Source organism: Brevibacillus sedimenti, assembly GCF_020923495.1.
Classification (GTDB): Bacteria; Bacillota; Bacilli; order Brevibacillales; family Brevibacillaceae; genus Brevibacillus; species Brevibacillus aydinogluensis.
Map to the genome: position 1 here is coordinate 3,061,902 of NZ_CP064048.1, position 16,075 is coordinate 3,077,976.

Annotated in this window: 12 protein-coding genes, 3 tRNA genes and 1 pseudogene; 12 read left to right on the plus strand and 4 right to left on the minus strand. The window is 56.8% G+C overall.

Features of this window, described 5'->3' with window-relative positions:
- Window positions 1-24: 24 nt before the first annotated feature.
- Window positions 25-1,383: a nucleotide sugar dehydrogenase gene (locus IRT44_RS15050; protein ID WP_230076916.1), complete on the plus strand. Its 1,359-nt coding sequence runs from the start codon at window positions 25-27 to the stop codon at window positions 1,381-1,383.
- Here the strand turns inward: IRT44_RS15050 and IRT44_RS15055 are convergent.
- A complete protein-coding gene (locus IRT44_RS15055; RefSeq protein WP_171564869.1) occupies window positions 1,380-2,318 on the minus strand; it encodes a hypothetical protein in 939 nt (312 codons plus the stop codon). The genes IRT44_RS15050 and IRT44_RS15055 overlap by 4 nt on opposite strands.
- A 232-nt stretch (window positions 2,319-2,550) precedes the next feature.
- The gene (locus tag IRT44_RS15060) at window positions 2,551-3,486 is read right to left on the minus strand and encodes a C40 family peptidase (RefSeq protein ID WP_230076917.1); all 936 of its coding nucleotides are present in this window, start codon (window positions 3,484-3,486) and stop codon (window positions 2,551-2,553) included.
- 184 nt (window positions 3,487-3,670) lie between these two features.
- On the opposite strand from IRT44_RS15060, the gene IRT44_RS15065 reads away from it, so the two are divergent.
- The 8 genes and pseudogenes from IRT44_RS15065 (at window position 3,671) to IRT44_RS15100 (ending at window position 9,308) form a co-directional block, all read left to right on the plus strand.
- Window positions 3,671-3,747 (plus strand) — tRNA-Asp (locus IRT44_RS15065).
- A 57-nt stretch (window positions 3,748-3,804) separates the two neighbouring features.
- Window positions 3,805-3,891 (plus strand) — tRNA-Leu (locus IRT44_RS15070).
- 102 nt (window positions 3,892-3,993) lie between these two features.
- Window positions 3,994-4,080: transfer RNA gene (locus tag IRT44_RS15075), tRNA-Leu, on the plus strand.
- 224 nt (window positions 4,081-4,304) lie between these two features.
- Window positions 4,305-4,940 carry a DsbA family oxidoreductase gene (locus tag IRT44_RS15080; protein ID WP_171564867.1) on the plus strand — a complete coding sequence of 212 codons (636 nt, stop codon included), beginning with the start codon at window positions 4,305-4,307 and terminating at the stop codon, window positions 4,938-4,940.
- 191 nt (window positions 4,941-5,131) lie between these two features.
- Window positions 5,132-5,665: a hypothetical protein gene (locus IRT44_RS15085; RefSeq protein WP_230076918.1), complete on the plus strand. Its 534-nt coding sequence runs from the start codon at window positions 5,132-5,134 to the stop codon at window positions 5,663-5,665.
- A gap of 75 nt (window positions 5,666-5,740) precedes the next feature.
- Entirely contained in the window at window positions 5,741-6,367 is a 627-nt protein-coding gene (locus IRT44_RS15090; RefSeq protein WP_171564865.1) for a fumarylacetoacetate hydrolase family protein, read from the plus strand.
- Between the two features lie 275 nt (window positions 6,368-6,642).
- Window positions 6,643-7,551 (plus strand): C40 family peptidase, encoded by a 909-nt coding sequence (locus IRT44_RS15095; protein WP_230076919.1) that lies wholly within the window; start codon window positions 6,643-6,645, stop codon window positions 7,549-7,551.
- A gap of 177 nt (window positions 7,552-7,728) precedes the next feature.
- Window positions 7,729-9,308: pseudogene (locus tag IRT44_RS15100) on the plus strand (acyl-CoA synthetase).
- A 136-nt stretch (window positions 9,309-9,444) separates the two neighbouring features.
- Here IRT44_RS15100 and xerS read toward each other — a convergent pair.
- On the minus strand, window positions 9,445-10,617 hold the full coding sequence (gene xerS / locus IRT44_RS15105; protein ID WP_212131970.1) for a tyrosine recombinase XerS: 1,173 nt from the start codon (window positions 10,615-10,617) through the stop codon (window positions 9,445-9,447).
- A gap of 365 nt (window positions 10,618-10,982) precedes the next feature.
- On the opposite strand from xerS, the gene IRT44_RS15110 reads away from it, so the two are divergent.
- On the plus strand, window positions 10,983-12,176 hold the full coding sequence (locus IRT44_RS15110) for a glycine C-acetyltransferase (RefSeq protein WP_171564861.1): 1,194 nt from the start codon (window positions 10,983-10,985) through the stop codon (window positions 12,174-12,176).
- Window positions 12,173-13,135, plus strand: a complete 963-nt coding sequence (locus tag IRT44_RS15115; RefSeq protein ID WP_171564860.1) for an L-threonine 3-dehydrogenase — start codon at window positions 12,173-12,175, stop codon at window positions 13,133-13,135. The genes IRT44_RS15110 and IRT44_RS15115 overlap by 4 nt, the downstream gene beginning before the upstream one ends.
- A 117-nt stretch (window positions 13,136-13,252) precedes the next feature.
- On the opposite strand, the gene IRT44_RS15120 is transcribed toward IRT44_RS15115, so the two are convergent.
- Window positions 13,253-14,833, minus strand: a complete 1,581-nt coding sequence (locus tag IRT44_RS15120; RefSeq protein ID WP_230076920.1) for an S-layer homology domain-containing protein — start codon at window positions 14,831-14,833, stop codon at window positions 13,253-13,255.
- 236 nt (window positions 14,834-15,069) lie between these two features.
- Between IRT44_RS15120 and IRT44_RS15125 the strand changes: the two genes are divergently transcribed.
- Window positions 15,070-16,053: a YpdA family putative bacillithiol disulfide reductase gene (locus IRT44_RS15125; RefSeq protein ID WP_171564858.1), complete on the plus strand. Its 984-nt coding sequence runs from the start codon at window positions 15,070-15,072 to the stop codon at window positions 16,051-16,053.
- Window positions 16,054-16,075 lie beyond the last annotated feature (22 nt).

Genomic DNA, 16,075 nt, shown 5'->3' on the forward strand with positions numbered 1-16,075 from the left:
ACAAATAAACCGGAGGGATGCCAAGTGGACAGATTTACGGCATTGCAGCAAAAAATTGAAAACAAAACAGCAAAAGTCGGTGTCATCGGATTGGGCTATGTGGGCCTACCGCTTGCCGTCGAGATCGCGAGACACGGGTTTACCGTGTTTGGCATCGATCTGGATCTGAAAAAAATCGAGACGCTGCAGCGGGGAGAGTCGTACATTGGCGACGTACCCAACGAGTCAGTCCGCCCGTTGGTGGAAGAAGGCCGGTTTATTCCAACCGCCGATTACCGCGTATTGAAAGAGTTGGACGCAATCAGCATTTGCGTGCCGACGCCGCTGAGTGAAAATCAGGACCCGGACACGTCCTACATTTCCCGCGTCGTTGATCAGATCAAACACTACGTCCAAAACGGACCGCTGATCACGCTGGAGAGCACCACCTATCCCGGCACCACCGAAGAACTGATTCAGTGGGAGCTGGAAAAAATGGGCTACCGTGTGGGAGTCGACTTTTTCCTGTGCTTCTCGCCGGAGCGGGTGGACCCCGGCAATAACCGTTTCCAAACCACCAATACACCGAAAGTCATCGGTGGTACGACCGAGAAATGCCTGGAATTGGGTGTCAAGTTGTACAGCAACTTCATTGAAAACATCGTTCCCGTTTCGTCGACGAAAGTGGCGGAAATGTCCAAGCTGCTGGAAAACACCTTCCGCAGCGTGAACATCGCCTTCATCAACGAGATGGCGCTCATGTGCGAACGGATGGGCATCGACGTGTGGGAAGTTATCAAAGCGTCCTCGACCAAACCGTTCGGCTTCATGCCGTTCTATCCCGGCCCGGGCATTGGCGGCCATTGCATCCCGCTGGACCCGATGTACCTGTCGTGGAAGGCAAAAGGCTACCGCTTCTTCAGCAAGTTCATTGACCTGGCCCAATCGATCAACAACGGCATGCCGGATTACGTCGTCTACAAAGCGTCTGTAATTCTCAACCGTTACGCCAAATCGCTGCGCAACTCGCGCGTCCTGCTGCTGGGTATGGCGTACAAACCGGATATCGACGACGTGCGCGAATCTCCGGGATTGCAAGTATACGAACTGTTCAAGGATGCAGGGGCGTTCGTTGACTACTACGATCCGCACGCCGTCACGTTCAAAGACAAACACGGTCAAGAAGTCAAGAGCGTCGAGTACGACATCCGCGAGTGGAAAAAATATGACATCATGGTACTGATCACCAACCACAGTGCGTTTAATTACCGTGAACTGGCCGACCTGGGCGTCGCCATTCTGGATACGCGTAACGCTTTCGACGGCATTCATGTTCCGCACTTATACAAACTGGGCACCTCCATTGCGCCAGTGGAGGCGAAGGAACCGTCCATGGCGATCTAGTCCTTCGCCGCTTTCCACGAGGCGTAATCATGGATGGCATGCCCGCCATATGAGGCAAATGGCCGCAGATGCGCGTCAGTGATGGACAACTGGCGCAGCATCTCGGCCTTTCCTTTTTCCGAAAAACTTACCTTGTCGCCTTCGTTCGTGGCGTTGATGCTGACGCCGACCAGCACGGTCTTGTTCCAGGCAGCGGCAGTGTTCAGCTCACTGCGGACATGCGCGATGATGCCGTCGTCTTCAACTGCCTGGTTGCGGTAGGCCATTAGGGTGACGTGATCAAACTGCCGGATCATCCACGAGCTGAGCTGCCCGGAGGGAGTCTCTCCGGGAACAGACGGAACCTCATCCAGCCAGAAGGGCAGATCGGCCCCGGCGACCAGATCGCTGTGTTCCTTGATCTGCGCGACGATGCGTTCTGTATTTTCCTTCCATTCGCGGATGACTCGGTCACGGTCGGTTTTCCACTGCGGAAGCAGATATGGCTCGATGTCGAGGTGGATGCCGGTGAAGCTCTCGCTTCTCAGTACAGCATCGTTGTATCGACGCACCCAATCGACAAACGCCTGGAGGTCGTCATAGCGTTTACGCAGCGCCCACTCAGGCTGGCCGTTCAGGGCGTGTACATCGATGCCAAGCGACCGCGCTTTGCGAATGAAGTGCCGGTAGTGATCGACGGAGACGTCGGATGGCTTTACCTGCAGGTAGAGCAGAGTCACACCGTTTTTTTGCAAAAACGAAAGGATCTCGTCCGGTTCGGTCGCGATCCGGCGTACGTCCCACAGCCACGTCGCCTTGATCAGACGGCGATCGTCCGATTGGACCTCAACCGGAGCAGGAGCATGGGAGAGTACGGGAAAAACAAACGGCAGGAAGAGGAGCGCACTTACCGCAGCGATCCACGTGCCGCGCGACGAGGGACGAAACAGTTTCATAACGGCTTCCTCCTGATTGGAATTACTCAGCATAGTTGTACCACAGGTAGGATGGAAAAAAACAAAGCGAAAAGTCTTATTTTTGCTCCCGTTTTTGGCGCAGACGTCAGTCCGGAACAGGACTTGGCGCGTCATATCCACACCGGCCAACAGGGGTATATGACAAATAAAAAAACGGCAGGGCCAGTGCAAGCCTTGCCGTTTCTTGTTCGCGCTGAGCGATCTATTGGAGCTATTGGATCAGGTAGCGCTTCACTCCGTAAAAGGGGTAGAGCTTGTGCATGTTTTCCACTTTTTCGTAACGGACGTCGGTTCCGTTGGCGTGGACAATGAGGCCGTTGCCCATGTAGAGGGCGACGTGGGAGACGCGCCCTTTGTTCAGCGAGTCGTAGAAGAGCAAGTCGCCCGGTACGGCCTGTTCCAAGGGAACGGCTTGTCCACCGGCAAACTGTTCCTCCGACGTGCGTGGCAGCGTGACGCCAAGCTGCTGAAGGACGTAGGCGGTAAAGCCGCTGCAGTCAAATCCGTCCGGTGTCGTTCCACCATACACGTAAGGGGTCTTCAGCAGCGGCTGGACGATCGCCTGCAGACGATCCGCGCCGCGGGTATCATCAGAAAAAACGGGCAGCGAAGCAGAAGGAGCAGTGGCAGCGGTGTCGCTCAGATAGGTAGTGTAGACGTATGCTTCCGTCGATCCATAGGCGATTTTGCTCCATTCAGCACCATGCTCCAGGATTTGCACGACGGTGCCGAAGGGGAGTTTTCCCAGAATCGCGCCGTCGAGGGAAGGCGTTTGACGCACATTCAGCACATCCGCCGTCACTGTCATGTTCCGGCTATCAGCAATATCCGGTGGGCGGACACCGACATCGCTGCCGGAAGCCGGCGAAACATCAGCAAGTTGTGGAACCGGCGTTTCAGCATGGGCGATTTCGGAGAGCGGCAGGTTCAGCTTCTGTCCGATCGCCAGCCGGTCGGATGTCAAGTTGTTCATCTGCATCAGCGCCTGCACGGTCGTCCCGTGTTCACGCGCGATTTTGCTCAAGGTGTCTCCGGCCGCCACAACATAGACAGCGGGAGATTCCTGCGCGGCGGCTGTCGGGATCGCCGCTGACGCCGTCAAGGCAATAAAGGAGAGGATAGTGAAAATTCGTGAAGTTGGTTTCATTGTCGTTCGTCTCCATCATTCAGCATTTTCCGCAAGTCTCTATGGTAAATTGTAGCGAAATTTGCATGGTAAATCTATGAAAAATTTTTTCAAAGAACGACAAAAAAGTGCTTGCTTTTTCCCTTTCGACCATGCTATATTACAAGAGTCGCTGAGATGAAAATCAGCAGATGGCAGAAGACACGGACCTGTGGTGAAGCTGGAGTTCACGCCGGTCTGTCACACCGGAGGTCGCGGGTTCGAGTCCCGTCAGCTCCGCCATTAAAACAACGTTTCGCGTACAGCGACACCGGTGCAGCGATTCGGCACCATGTACATGCGGTCATGGCGGAATTGGCAGACGCGCTAGATTCAGGTTCTAGTGGTGGCAACACCGTGGAGGTTCAAGTCCTCTTGACCGCACCATCCATTATCCCTCTTGTGCAAGCAGGGCCATGTACGGGCAGCTTAATCCGGAAAACAGCAGTTAATTGACAATGTGAATACCTGCAATACACACCGTACCATGCGGTCGTGGCGGAATTGGCAGACGCGCTAGATTCAGGTTCTAGTGGTGGCAACACCGTGGAGGTTCAAGTCCTCTCGACCGCACCATACCTATCCCGTACAAGACGGTACATGGTACGTGTTCACGTACCGTTGTACCTTTTTGCATCAGCTCAAACCACAACCTAGACGAGATTCGAAAAAGCGCAAGCGCATTTCGCTTGGGCTTTTTTTATGCGTTTCGGATGGTGAGGCAGTCCGTCCGCTCACCATTCGAGCATGAATTGTGCCTGCCTTGGAAATCCTCAGTTGCACAGAAGGGAGTTTTCAGCATGATCATTGAAATTTTTCAGGACACGATCTGCCCGTGGTGCCGCATCGGCAAAAAACATTTGTTTGACGCGATTCGTCAGTGGGGCGGCGAGCCTGTGACAATTCGTTACCGCGCGTACCAGCTCAATCCGGATACGCCCAAAGAGGGCTTGCCGTTTTGGGACACGATGGCGGCGATGAAAGGCGGTCGCGACGTCGTGGAGCGTATGGTGCAGCATGCCGCCAACGCGGGTGAGGCGGCAGGCGTTCCGTTTCGCTTTGACCGGGTGAAAATGTGGCCCAATACGTATGCGTCCCATACATTGATCAAACTGGCGCCGCCGGAGAAGGCGACCGACCTGGTGGACGCGATTTTTCAGGCGTACTTTGAGGAAGGGAAAGACATCGGCAGCCTGGATGTGCTTGCCGCCATCGCCGTCTCCCAGGGGATGGATGCTGACTGGGTCCGCAGCCAGCTTGTCTCCGACGCCAAACGGGAGGAGATTGCCGAAGACCTGGCGTATGCACGCGAATTGAACATCACCGGCGTTCCGTTTTTCATCATCGACGGCAAACTGGCGCTGTCCGGCGCCCATCCGGCGGACAACTTCCTGCAAGCGTTCCGTCAGGCTACCGACATGTCGACACTCCAGTAACGATCCATCACCCCCTGCGCCAATCCCAAACCGCCGTCTGCGCAGGGAGGATCGCGACCTGGCTTTTACTCCTAACGGACAACGGAATGAAAACGCTGCGAGAACGGGAGTGCAGTCGATCCGACGACTGCCTCCCTTTTTGTTTTGGGGCGAGCGCCTCTGACCATACTGTAAGACGAGGAGGTGCCGTCATGTTTGTAGAAGTGCGGCAAGAACGGGGGCGTGTCAGCTTGTATGTGATGGGAGCAAAGCTGGTGCGGCATCCGGACGACTTTTTTTGGCTCCCGGGAAGGCTGGTCGCGGCGTTGAAACCTGCCGATCTCCCGGCGGGTATCCGCTTTGCCATCGAAGACCACCTGCCTTCCGGACGCGGCTTCTATCGGGAGGATCGCGTCGCGTTTCAGCGCGATCACGACTCCGCTCGTCTGTTGGTGGAAGTCACCTCGCAATACGATCCACAGGCGTGGGACGGGATATTTCCCCTCTCCGACACGCTGCGGGCACGGCAGAGCGTCATCATCGGGAAAAGGGACCTGCAGGTGACGGCTCACCAATTGGACGCAGCGGCAGGCATGCTCTATTACCGGTTTTACTGGCCGGCCGGCGGGGAGCGCGATCTGGAAACCGTATTGGATTCGCTGTGCGACACCGTCTGCGCCCTGGAGGCGGAGGGCAATGCCCGGCTCTGGTACGGCGCTGTATGGGGCAGCGGGGAAACAGAGTAGCTGTCCAGCCAAAAATTGGCGTGATATAGTAAGGAGGAGAAGCCAGCACCAACAGATATAAAGGAGCGAATGGACATGGAACAGATCCGCAACATTTACTGCGTAGGGCGCAACTACCGTCTGCATGCGGCCGAACTGGGCAATGCCGTGCCGGAGTATCCGATGCTGTTCAGCAAGCCGACGCATGCGCTCGCATACGCAAACGGGCAGCAGCTGGAGCTGCCGGGCAGCCGCGGCGAGCTGCACTACGAGGCCGAACTGGTGATTCGCATCGCCCGGCCGTACGAACCGGGCCTGACGCTGGAGGAGATGGTGGATCAGATCGCCCTGGGGATAGACTTCACGCTGCGGGATGTGCAATCCGAATTAAAAAAGAAAGGACATCCCTGGCTGTTGGCCAAAGGATTCCGCAATTCTGCCGTCTTGACGGCATTTCGGCCGTTTCCGGGGTTGGCAGCTTGTCACGCCACCGATTTTTCCCTGCAAAAAAACGGGGAGGAAGTCCAGCGGGGAAACATCCGCGACGTCATCTTTGACCTGATGACCATCATTCGCTACACGCATGAGCATTTTGGCGTGGGCGAGGGAGACGTAATCTTCACAGGGACTCCGGCCGGCGTCGGTCCGGTGGCGGACAACGACCGCTTCGCGCTGCTGTGGGGCGGCGAAACATGGGGAAGTTTTACAGCCAAGCTGGTGTAATCTTGTAATCGTGTGACAACCATGCAGCCATCTCGTTGCCTGTTTGTGGCAATAGATGGCTGTTTTTTTGGTGTGAAACGGCCTTGTCCAAATGGGGCTGCCCACAGATGAACAGCGGTGTGCAGCGCTGTCCTGTCACGTAGCAGTGCAGCTGGTTCCAAGGTCCCAATTACCGCATTGGAAAATTTTTAGGGGTTATCTGCCTGTTTTTCCTACGTTACCCTTGTCCATGTACCCCTTGACCGGGATCACATCATGACAAGGAGGAAAAGAGGATGACGAAACGGGATTGGATAAGGAAATCAACGATCGGCCTCTTGCTGAGTACATCCCTGTTGCTGGGTGGTCAGGTCGGACAAGCAGCAGCATATTCGCAAAATTCTGCCATGTCCGAAACGATTGTGCAGACGGCCAAATCCTTGATCGGAAAAGACTACCAATACAAGGCGGAAGGACCGGAATCGTTTGGTTCCGCGCAGTTTGCAACTTACGTCTACAGACAGGCGGGTATGCGTATCGCCAATACGATGACGGCTCTGTACAGCGGCGGTACCCCGGTGAGCAGGAATGAACTGCAGGCGGGTGACCTGCTCTTCTTCTCGTCCAGCGGCGGCAGTAAACCGACGTATATGGGCATCTACATCGGCGGCGGCCAGTTCGTCTATTCGTCCCAACGCGAGGATCAGGTCGTTCTCAAGCAGCTCTCCGATTACGCCAGCAAGTTTCTGGGGGCCCGCCGCTATGTGGCGACGGCGTCAGCTGCGCCGAAAGCGTCGAGCAGTAACGAGAGTGTGAGCAGCATCGCGGACCAGATCATCCGCATCGGCGAAAAGTACCTGGGGACGCCGTACAAGTACGGTTCCAGCAGCAATACGACCAGTACGTTTGACTGCTCGTCGTTTACCCAGCGCGTATTCAGGGAAGCAGGCATCACCCTGCCTCGCGATTCCCGCCAGCAGTCGACTGTCGGCAAAACCGTATCCAAAAGCCAGCTGAAAAAAGGAGATCTCATCTTCATGCGCAGTTCCGGCAGCAGTTCAGACCGGATCACGCACGTGGCCATTTACGCAGGGGACGGAAAAATTCTGCACACCTATGGCAAGCCGGGGGTCACGTACTCCACATTCTTTGGCACCAATTGGGAAAAACGCGTCGTCACGATCAAACGCGTCATTCCGGAATAACGAGCGGACAGGCTTTGCTCTCGCGCGGCGGCGCGGGAGCTTTTTTCTTCTTTGCCAGGCAGTTTGTTTGAACCAGGCAGTACCTTTGATCGGAAAAGTCGAATGATTTTCCAAAAAGGGAAAATTGAAAAAATGAAGAAGTAACCCTATATACCTGTTTGAAATGGGGGAATGTTCATGCAGCTTACAATGCCGGAACGATACAATTTTGCCGCACAGGTGGATGAGTGGGCCAACCGCCACCCCGACAAGCCGGCCGTGTGGGAAGTTGCCAATGACGGTCAGGAAACCATCGTTTCGTACGGCGAACTGCGCCGTTTTTCCAACCGCATCGCCAACGGATTGCAGTCGCTCGGGATTTCCCGGGGGACAAGGTTCTCGTGCTCGTTCCGCGAGGCAAGGAAGCGTACGGGCTGTACCTTGGGCTGCTCAAGTTGGGGGCAGTGATCATTCCTGGTTCCGAGATGCTGCGCGGCAAAGATATCGAATACCGCGTCAATCACGCACCGGCCAAGGCTGTGATCGGCTTTGACGGCATCGTGGAGGAAGTAGACGGGATTCGCGGCCAATGTCCATCGCTTACGGTACTGGTCACCATCGGCAAGGCGCGCGAAGGCTGGATTGCCCTGACTGAACTGTTGGGCGAACAATCCGATGAATTTGTCTGCGCCGATACGCGCTCGGACGAACTGGCCTTTTTGTCGTACACGTCGGGCACGACCGGCGGTCCCAAGGGCGTGATGCACGTGCATGGCTGGCCGTACGCTCACCTGGAAGTGGCCGCCAAGCTGTGGCTGGATGTGCGTGAGGAGGACCTCGTTTGGGCGACGGCCGGACCCGGCTGGGCCAAATGGGTGTGGAGCCCGTTCGTCTCCACGCTGGGCATGGGTGCGACCGCATTCGTGTACAAGGGACGCTTCGACCCGACCGCCTATCTCACGCTGATGCAGCAGTACCCCATTACCGTCCTGTGTGCCACGCCGACCGAGTACCGGCTGATGGCCAAAGTCTCCGGTCTGGAACAATACCGGCTGAAGGCGCTGCGGACGGCATGTTCCGCCGGCGAACCGCTCAACCGGGAAGTGATTGACACCTTCCGCCGAGTCTTTTCCATCACTGTGCGCGACGGATACGGCCAGACGGAAAACACGCTCCTGATCGGGACGTTTGCCGGCATGGACCCCAAGCCCGGTTCGATGGGCCGCCCTTCTCCCGTCGTCCGCGTGGCCATCGTCGATGAGGAAGGGAACGAGGTGCCCCAAGGCAGCGTGGGGGACATCGCCATCGACCGCGGGATGATCGCCCTGTTCAAGGGTTATCTAAACGATCCGGAGCGAACGGCCAAGGCTTTTCGCGGCAATTGGTACATCACCGGCGACCAGGGACGCATGGACGAGGACGGCTACATCTGGTTCGAGGGCCGCGCCGACGACATCATCATCTCCGGCGGATACACGATCGGCCCGTTTGAAGTGGAGGATGCCCTGGTCAAGCATCCGGCAGTAGCGGAATGCGCCGCTGTCGCCAGTCCGGACCCGGAACGCGGCCACGTCGTCAAAGCGTTTGTCGTGCTGAAACAGGGAGCCTCGCCGTCCGATGCGCTGGTCAGTGAGCTGCAGGAACACGTCAAGAAACTGACTGCCCCCTATAAATACCCGCGCAAGATCGAATTCGTCGCCGATCTGCCCAAGACCACGTCCGGCAAAATCCGCCGCGTCGAGCTTCGGCAGATGGAAAGCAACCGGATGCGCACGTGACAGCGGCCGCACATCCATCCAAGCACAACAGGTCCGAACGCCAGCATGGCCGGACCTGTTTTTCATGCCGCGCACTGTCGCCGCCGAAGTGGAGTGGGGCCCGCTGCGGCAAGCAGGTCTTGCTCATTTGAAACCCCTAGGATTCCTCCGTCGGATCGTGCGTCTCTGTTGTATCGGGGGAGAGCGTGCCCACCGTTCGGGTCGTCCGGTTGACCGCTTCGCTCAAGGCATCTTCCAGCACATGAGCGTACTGCATCGTCGTTTCCAGTTTGGAGTGGCCCAACTGTGCCTGAAGCTGGTGCGGATCGGGGTTAAGCCGGAGAAACTGGGTGGCAAAACTGTGCCGAAGCTTGTGAACGGACAGGTCGGGAATGCCAAACGCCTGGGCGTATTTTTTCACCAGCTTTTGCACGGAGCGCACCTCGATCCGATGACCGTGCGGTTTGGTCGGCGATACGGCAAGAAACACCGCCTGTTCCCCTGCGGCCGGTTGGTACTTGCTCCTCACCTGCAGGTAGCGCTGCAGGTACTCTTTGCCCCAGTCGCTGAAAAACGGCGCGTCTTCCTTTTTTCCTTTCCGCACCATTTTGAGCTGGTTTTTTTCCAGCACCACGTCGGACAGATTGAGGTTGACGATTTCCGATACGCGAAACCCCCCGGACAGGATCAGGGCGATGATCGCTGCGTCCCGATCGCGGTTCTGGTAATGGTACTGCTGTTTTTTTGTGGTCGTGCAGTGGGCCAGATAGCCGTTGTAGACAAAGTCGACGAACTGGTGTATCTCCCCGTCGATCAAGATCTTGGCGCGCATGGCGTGAGCCCGGGCGAGCGGGGTCAGTTCGTCCGCCTCCACCTCGATTTTGGCCATGACGTTGCGGGTGAGGTAGGATTCACCGTTTTCGTCTTCCGCCAGCGACGCCAGGTAATGGAACAGCGACTTCAGACTGGAGATTTTCCGCTTGATCGTCTGATCGCTGTACTCCCGGCGGGAACTGCGCGTGGGCTTGTCCAAGAGAGCGGCCCGCTCGTAGAGGTGGGATTCCTGCAGGTAAAGGATGTAGCTCTCCACGGTTTCCTTTTTCAAGTCGTTCAGCACGTGCAGCGGAATCTGCTTCATCTCCGGCGCGTCGGTCAACCCCTCGGCCATCAACCAGCGAAAAAAGAAGGCGAAGTCGCGCAAATACCCCAACAGCGTGGAAGGGGAGTGTTTTTTCGCCTTCTTGTGCTCCACGAACTTTTCCACGTACCAGGGAAACAAAGGGATGGTCTTTAAGAGCTGCAGAGCGTCACGCTGTTTGGTCACCGTCATGTTCACATCACCATTCTAGTCTAAGATACCGAACATATATTCTAGCAAAAAGAGGATAGGTTGAGAATTGCCTTTTGCCGGCCTGCAGCCGAACAACCGAGCGGGCATCAGGTACATGCGAACAGACGCCGCTGGGTATGGTAAACATGCTGCCATGAGTTGATAGCGCTTACTTTTTTGTCTTTGTCATATGGACATTTTGTGAAAACAATGATATCGTTGTAGTAAAGAACATTGATTTATCGCTTTTTTCAAACGGATAAAACGTCTTTTCCACGAGGACATTTGTGCATCGGATTGCGACTGTTTGTGAGAAATCAGATGGTCCGTCGCGAAAAAGACGATCCGGTCAGGAGGGATTTATCTTGGCAAGCAAGGTGTTGGAACAATTTCTTCACGAGAATTTGGCCGACTTGAAAAGCAAAGGGCTGTACAACGTAATCGATCCTCTGCAAAGCGCTAACGGCCCCGTCATTACCATTTCCGGAAAAGAACTGATCAATCTGTCGTCCAATAACTATCTGGGGTTGGCCACGGATCAGCGCTTGATCGACGCTGCGGTCAAGGCCGCTCAAACGTACGGCGTCGGCGCAGGTGCGGTGCGGACGATCAACGGTACGCTGGAGCTGCACGTTCAGCTCGAAGAAAAGCTGGCCGCTTTCAAGCACACGGAAGCCGCCATTGCCTATCAATCCGGGTTTAACTGCAACATGGCCGCGATCTCCGCAGTCATGGACAAGAACGACGCGATCCTGTCCGACGAACTGAACCACGCGTCCATTATTGACGGCTGCCGGCTGTCCAAGGCGCAGATCATCCGGTTCAACCACTCCGACATCGACGATCTGCGGGCCAAGGCCAAGGAAGCGAAGGAATCGGGCAAATACAAAAAGATCATGGTGATCACTGACGGTGTCTTCTCCATGGACGGCGACATTGCCAAGCTGCCGGAAATCGTCGAGGTGGCGGAAGAATTTGACCTGATCACCTACGTCGACGACGCGCACGGTTCCGGGGTTCTCGGCAACGGCGCAGGCACAGTCAAGCATTTCGGCCTGTCGGATAAGATCGACTTCCAGATCGGGACACTTTCCAAGGCGATCGGCGTGGTCGGCGGATACGTGGCCGGCCGCAAGGAGCTGATCGACTGGCTGAAGGTGCGTTCTCGCCCGTTCCTGTTCTCCACGGCACTGACGCCGGCAGACGTGGCCGCTTGCATCACTGCCATTGACATTCTGCAAAACAGCACGGAACTGCAGGAGCGCCTGTGGGAAAACGGCAACTACCTGAAGAACGGCCTGAAAGCGCTGGGCTTTGACATCGGACACAGCGAGACGCCGATCACCCCTTGTATCATTGGTGACGAACAGCAGACTCAGGAGTTCAGCAAACGCTTGTATGAAGCGGGCGTTTACGCGAAGGCGATCGTCTTCCCGACGGTGCCAAGAGGCACGGGGCGTGTGCGCAACATGCCGACGGCCGCCCATACGAAAGAAATGCTGGACCGCGCGTTGGACATCTACGAAAAAGTGGGCAAAGAAATGGGGATTTTGAAATGAAAAGGATACTGATTACCGGGGCCCTCGGACAAATCGGCTCCGAACTCACCATGAAACTGCGCGACGTATATGGAGCAGATAACGTCATCGCCACTGACATCCGCCAGCCGGAGGACAACCCGGTAGTGCAGTCCGGTCCGTTTGCCATCCTGGACGTGATGGATGACAAGGCCATGTTTGAGCTTGCACGCACGCACAAGGTGGATACGATCATTCACCTGGCTGCACTGCTCTCCGCTACGGCGGAGGCCAAACCGCTCCTGGCCTGGAATCTCAATATGGGCGGTCTGGTCAATGCGCTGGAGGTGGCCCGCGAACTGAACTGCAAGTTCTTTACGCCCAGCTCCATCGGCGCGTTTGGCCCGACCACACCGAAAGACAACACGCCGCAGGACACCATTCAGCGGCCGACGACCATGTACGGTGTGAACAAGGTGTCCGGCGAGCTGCTGTGCGACTACTACTTCCACAAGTTTGGCGTCGACACCCGCGGCGTCCGTTTCCCCGGCCTGATTTCGTACGTCGCGCCGCCGGGCGGAGGCACGACCGACTACGCGGTGGAGATCTACTACGAAGCGATCCGCCGCGGCGCCTATACCTCCTACATCGCCAAGGATACGTACATGGACATGATGTACATGCCGGACGCGCTGAACGCGATTATTGCGCTGATGGAGGCCGATCCGGCCAAATTGAAGCACCGCAACGCGTTTAACGTCACGGCGATGAGCGTGGAGCCGGAACAGATCGCCGCCGCGATCCGCAAGCACATCCCTGATTTTACGCTGGATTATCAGGTGGACCCGGTGCGCCAGGCGATCGCGGAAAGTTGGCCAAACTCCATTGACGCGTCTGCTGCCCGGGAAGAGTGGGGCTTCAAGGCGGAGTACGATCTGGAGAAGATGACCGAGGACATGCTGGCCAAGCTGCGCGGAAAGCTGCTTCAGGAAATCGGCTGAGCGAACGGCATGCTCCCGAATTTGAATGACAAGTCATCATAAAAACGGCTGTCCGATTGACGGACAGCCGTTTTCTTGCCAGTGAAGATTCTGCAGGGGGCAGGACTCTTTTTGTCGCTACAATTGGACGTTTGCTCTGACCTGCTGCAGGGTAATTGCGTTGGACACCGCTGTCCAAATATCCGGCACCGGCGATCCCACGTACCAAAACGCGAACCCAGCCACTGGCCAGTTCAGACTGGTTTCCACTTTTCGTCCGATGGAACGGCTCTCTTCCATCCAGATCGTGTGCGATACCCCGTTTTTTCGATAACTTACCCGGTACTGGCCAAGTGTGGAATCCCAGCGGATGCTCGCACCGCTGGCAGTGGCCAACTGGTAGGATTGGGGAATGGTCAGGTCGGCGGAGAGCCATTTGCCGTTCGACTGATACCAATCCCGCGTGTAGAGCGGCAGCCCAACGATCAGCTTGCCGGCCGGGACCCGTCCAACCAGTCCCGAGATGCTGTCGGCCAGCCACGGGAGGGAGGAGACGGAACCGGCTTTCGCACCGCCGCTCCAATGCTCTTCATACCCCATCAGCACCAGGTAGTCGGCATGTTGGGCCAATGCGGCGTAATCGTAGGGATCGCTCCAGTCGCTGTGCAAATCGCGCGGCACGTCGACGGAGACAACCGCTCCCTTTGCGTGCAAGGCGGCCGAGAGTTCGCGGACAAATGTGGTGAAGGCGATTCTGTCGGCCGGATACATGTTTTCAAAGTCGACGTTGATCCCGTCCAGCCGGTACGTATCCACGAGCGCAGCCAGCTTGTCCACGAGGGCGTTCATTTTGGCCGGGGTTGACAGGATATCGTGTGTCGCCTTCGCGTCAAAGCGGTTGCCGAACAGCGCCCACACCTTCTTCCCCTTTTCGTGTGCCCATTGGACGAGCGATGGATCGGCGGAATCCGATATGGACCCGTCCGGATTTAGAAAAAACCAGCGGGGCGAGAGCGTATTGACCTCGGAGCCGTTCACCAGGTTGAGAAATTCCTGGGTGGTCGACTGGTACTGCCAGCCGAGGACGACGGGAGGTTTGGGCGGTTGTTTGTCCAGACGCGACAGCACCCGGTGCAGAATGACGGCCGTCTCTTCCCTGCTGATTGGATCAGTGGGGCGGAAGTGACCCGCGTAGCCGACCAGCAGTTTGGTCTTGAGTGCTTCGCTTACGTACGGTTTTGCCCATGCCGCGATTAGGGAGGAATCAGCAACGGGGAGGCTAGGCGTCCCGCTGGGCTTTGTGCCCAACGCCCGCATGATGATTACGGCCGCTTCCTGGCGGGTAAGCGTGCGATTCGGCGCAAAGGTCGTCACACTGGTGCCGTTGACGATGCCCAAGGCAGCAGACGCCTGCACGTCGCCATAGGACCAGACGTATTTCGGCACGTCCGTATAGGCCTGAATCTGGCTGGAGACGGGGCGAATACCCAGTGTGCGGTTCAGCAAGGCGACGAACTCCGCCCGTTTGACGGACTGGTGGGGGCGGAAATAGCCGTCAGGGTCGCCGACAATCACGCCGGCCTTCACCAGCGACAGGATCTGCTCTTCCGCATAGCTGTCGGCAATGTCTTTCAGCGGCATGGTTTTGGCTGTCGACGCGGGCACCGCGATGGTCAAAAACAGGAGGGAAACGATCCACAGAAGCGATAGACTTGTCATATGTACGGTTCTTTTTCGCATAGTTGCACTCACTCAAATAGTCAAATTTTTTTTGGCGGCAGACCAATCACATCCAGTGTAAAGGGAACCATGTGCACATTCACCGCTTAATTTCTGGAAATCGAATGAATTCATGGAAATTCGATGCACATTCCGGACTTTTCTCTCTCGGCGGGTATGGTATCATGAAAATACGGCTGCCAGAACGTGAGGAAGGAAAAGGAAGGAACGAGGATATGGAACAGGTGATTATCATCGGAGCCGGACCGTGCGGATTGGCGGCTGCGGTGGAATGCAAGCGGGCAGGGATCGACCCGCTCGTGATTGAAAAAGGGCCCTTGGTCAATTCCATCTACCGGTATCCGACGTACATGATCTTTCACAGCACGCCGGAATTGCTGGAGATCGGCGATATTCCGTTTACCACGGCCAACGAAAAGCCGACCAGACTGGAAGCGCTCAACTACTACCGGCTGGTGGCAACGCGCAATGACCTGCGCGTCCGCTGTTACGAGACGGTGACGGCGGCGGAGCGGACGGCGGACGGGTTTCGGCTGACGACCGTCGACCGGTTTCAGGCGGTGCAGACGTATGAGTGCCGGCGCCTGATCATCGCCACCGGCTATTTTGACAACCCCAACCGCTTGGGCGTGCCGGGCGAGGATCTGCCGAAAGTTTCGTCGTTTTACACGGAAGCCCACCCGTACAGCGGGATGAAAGTGGCGATTGTCGGCGGCAACAACTCGGCGGTGGACGCCGCGCTGGAGCTGGAGCGGGCGGGAGCCGAAGTGACCGTGATTTGCCGCAAGCCGCAGTTGTCCGACCGCGTCAAGGCGTGGACGCGTCCCGTGTTTGAAAGCATGGTGCAGAAAGGCCGGATTCGCATTCTCTACGAAGCGACTGTGCAGGTCATTACAGAGCGGGAAGTCCACATAGTGCAACAGGGAAAAACGCTCACGCTGGAAAACGACTTCGTCTTATCGCTGATCGGATTCCGTCCCGACCGGACGCTGCTGCACGCCCTGGGCGGGAAGATAGACCCCGAAAGCGGCGTACCCGTACACGATCCCGAGACGATGGAGACCAATGTTCCCGGTCTCTACATCGCCGGCGTCATTGCCTCCGGTCACCACGCCAACGCCATCTTCATCGAGAACGGCCGCTTCCACGGCAAGCTGATCGCCCGCCATCTGGCCGGTCAGCTCCAATCGGATGGATAGAAAAAAAGACAACGCGCCCTAC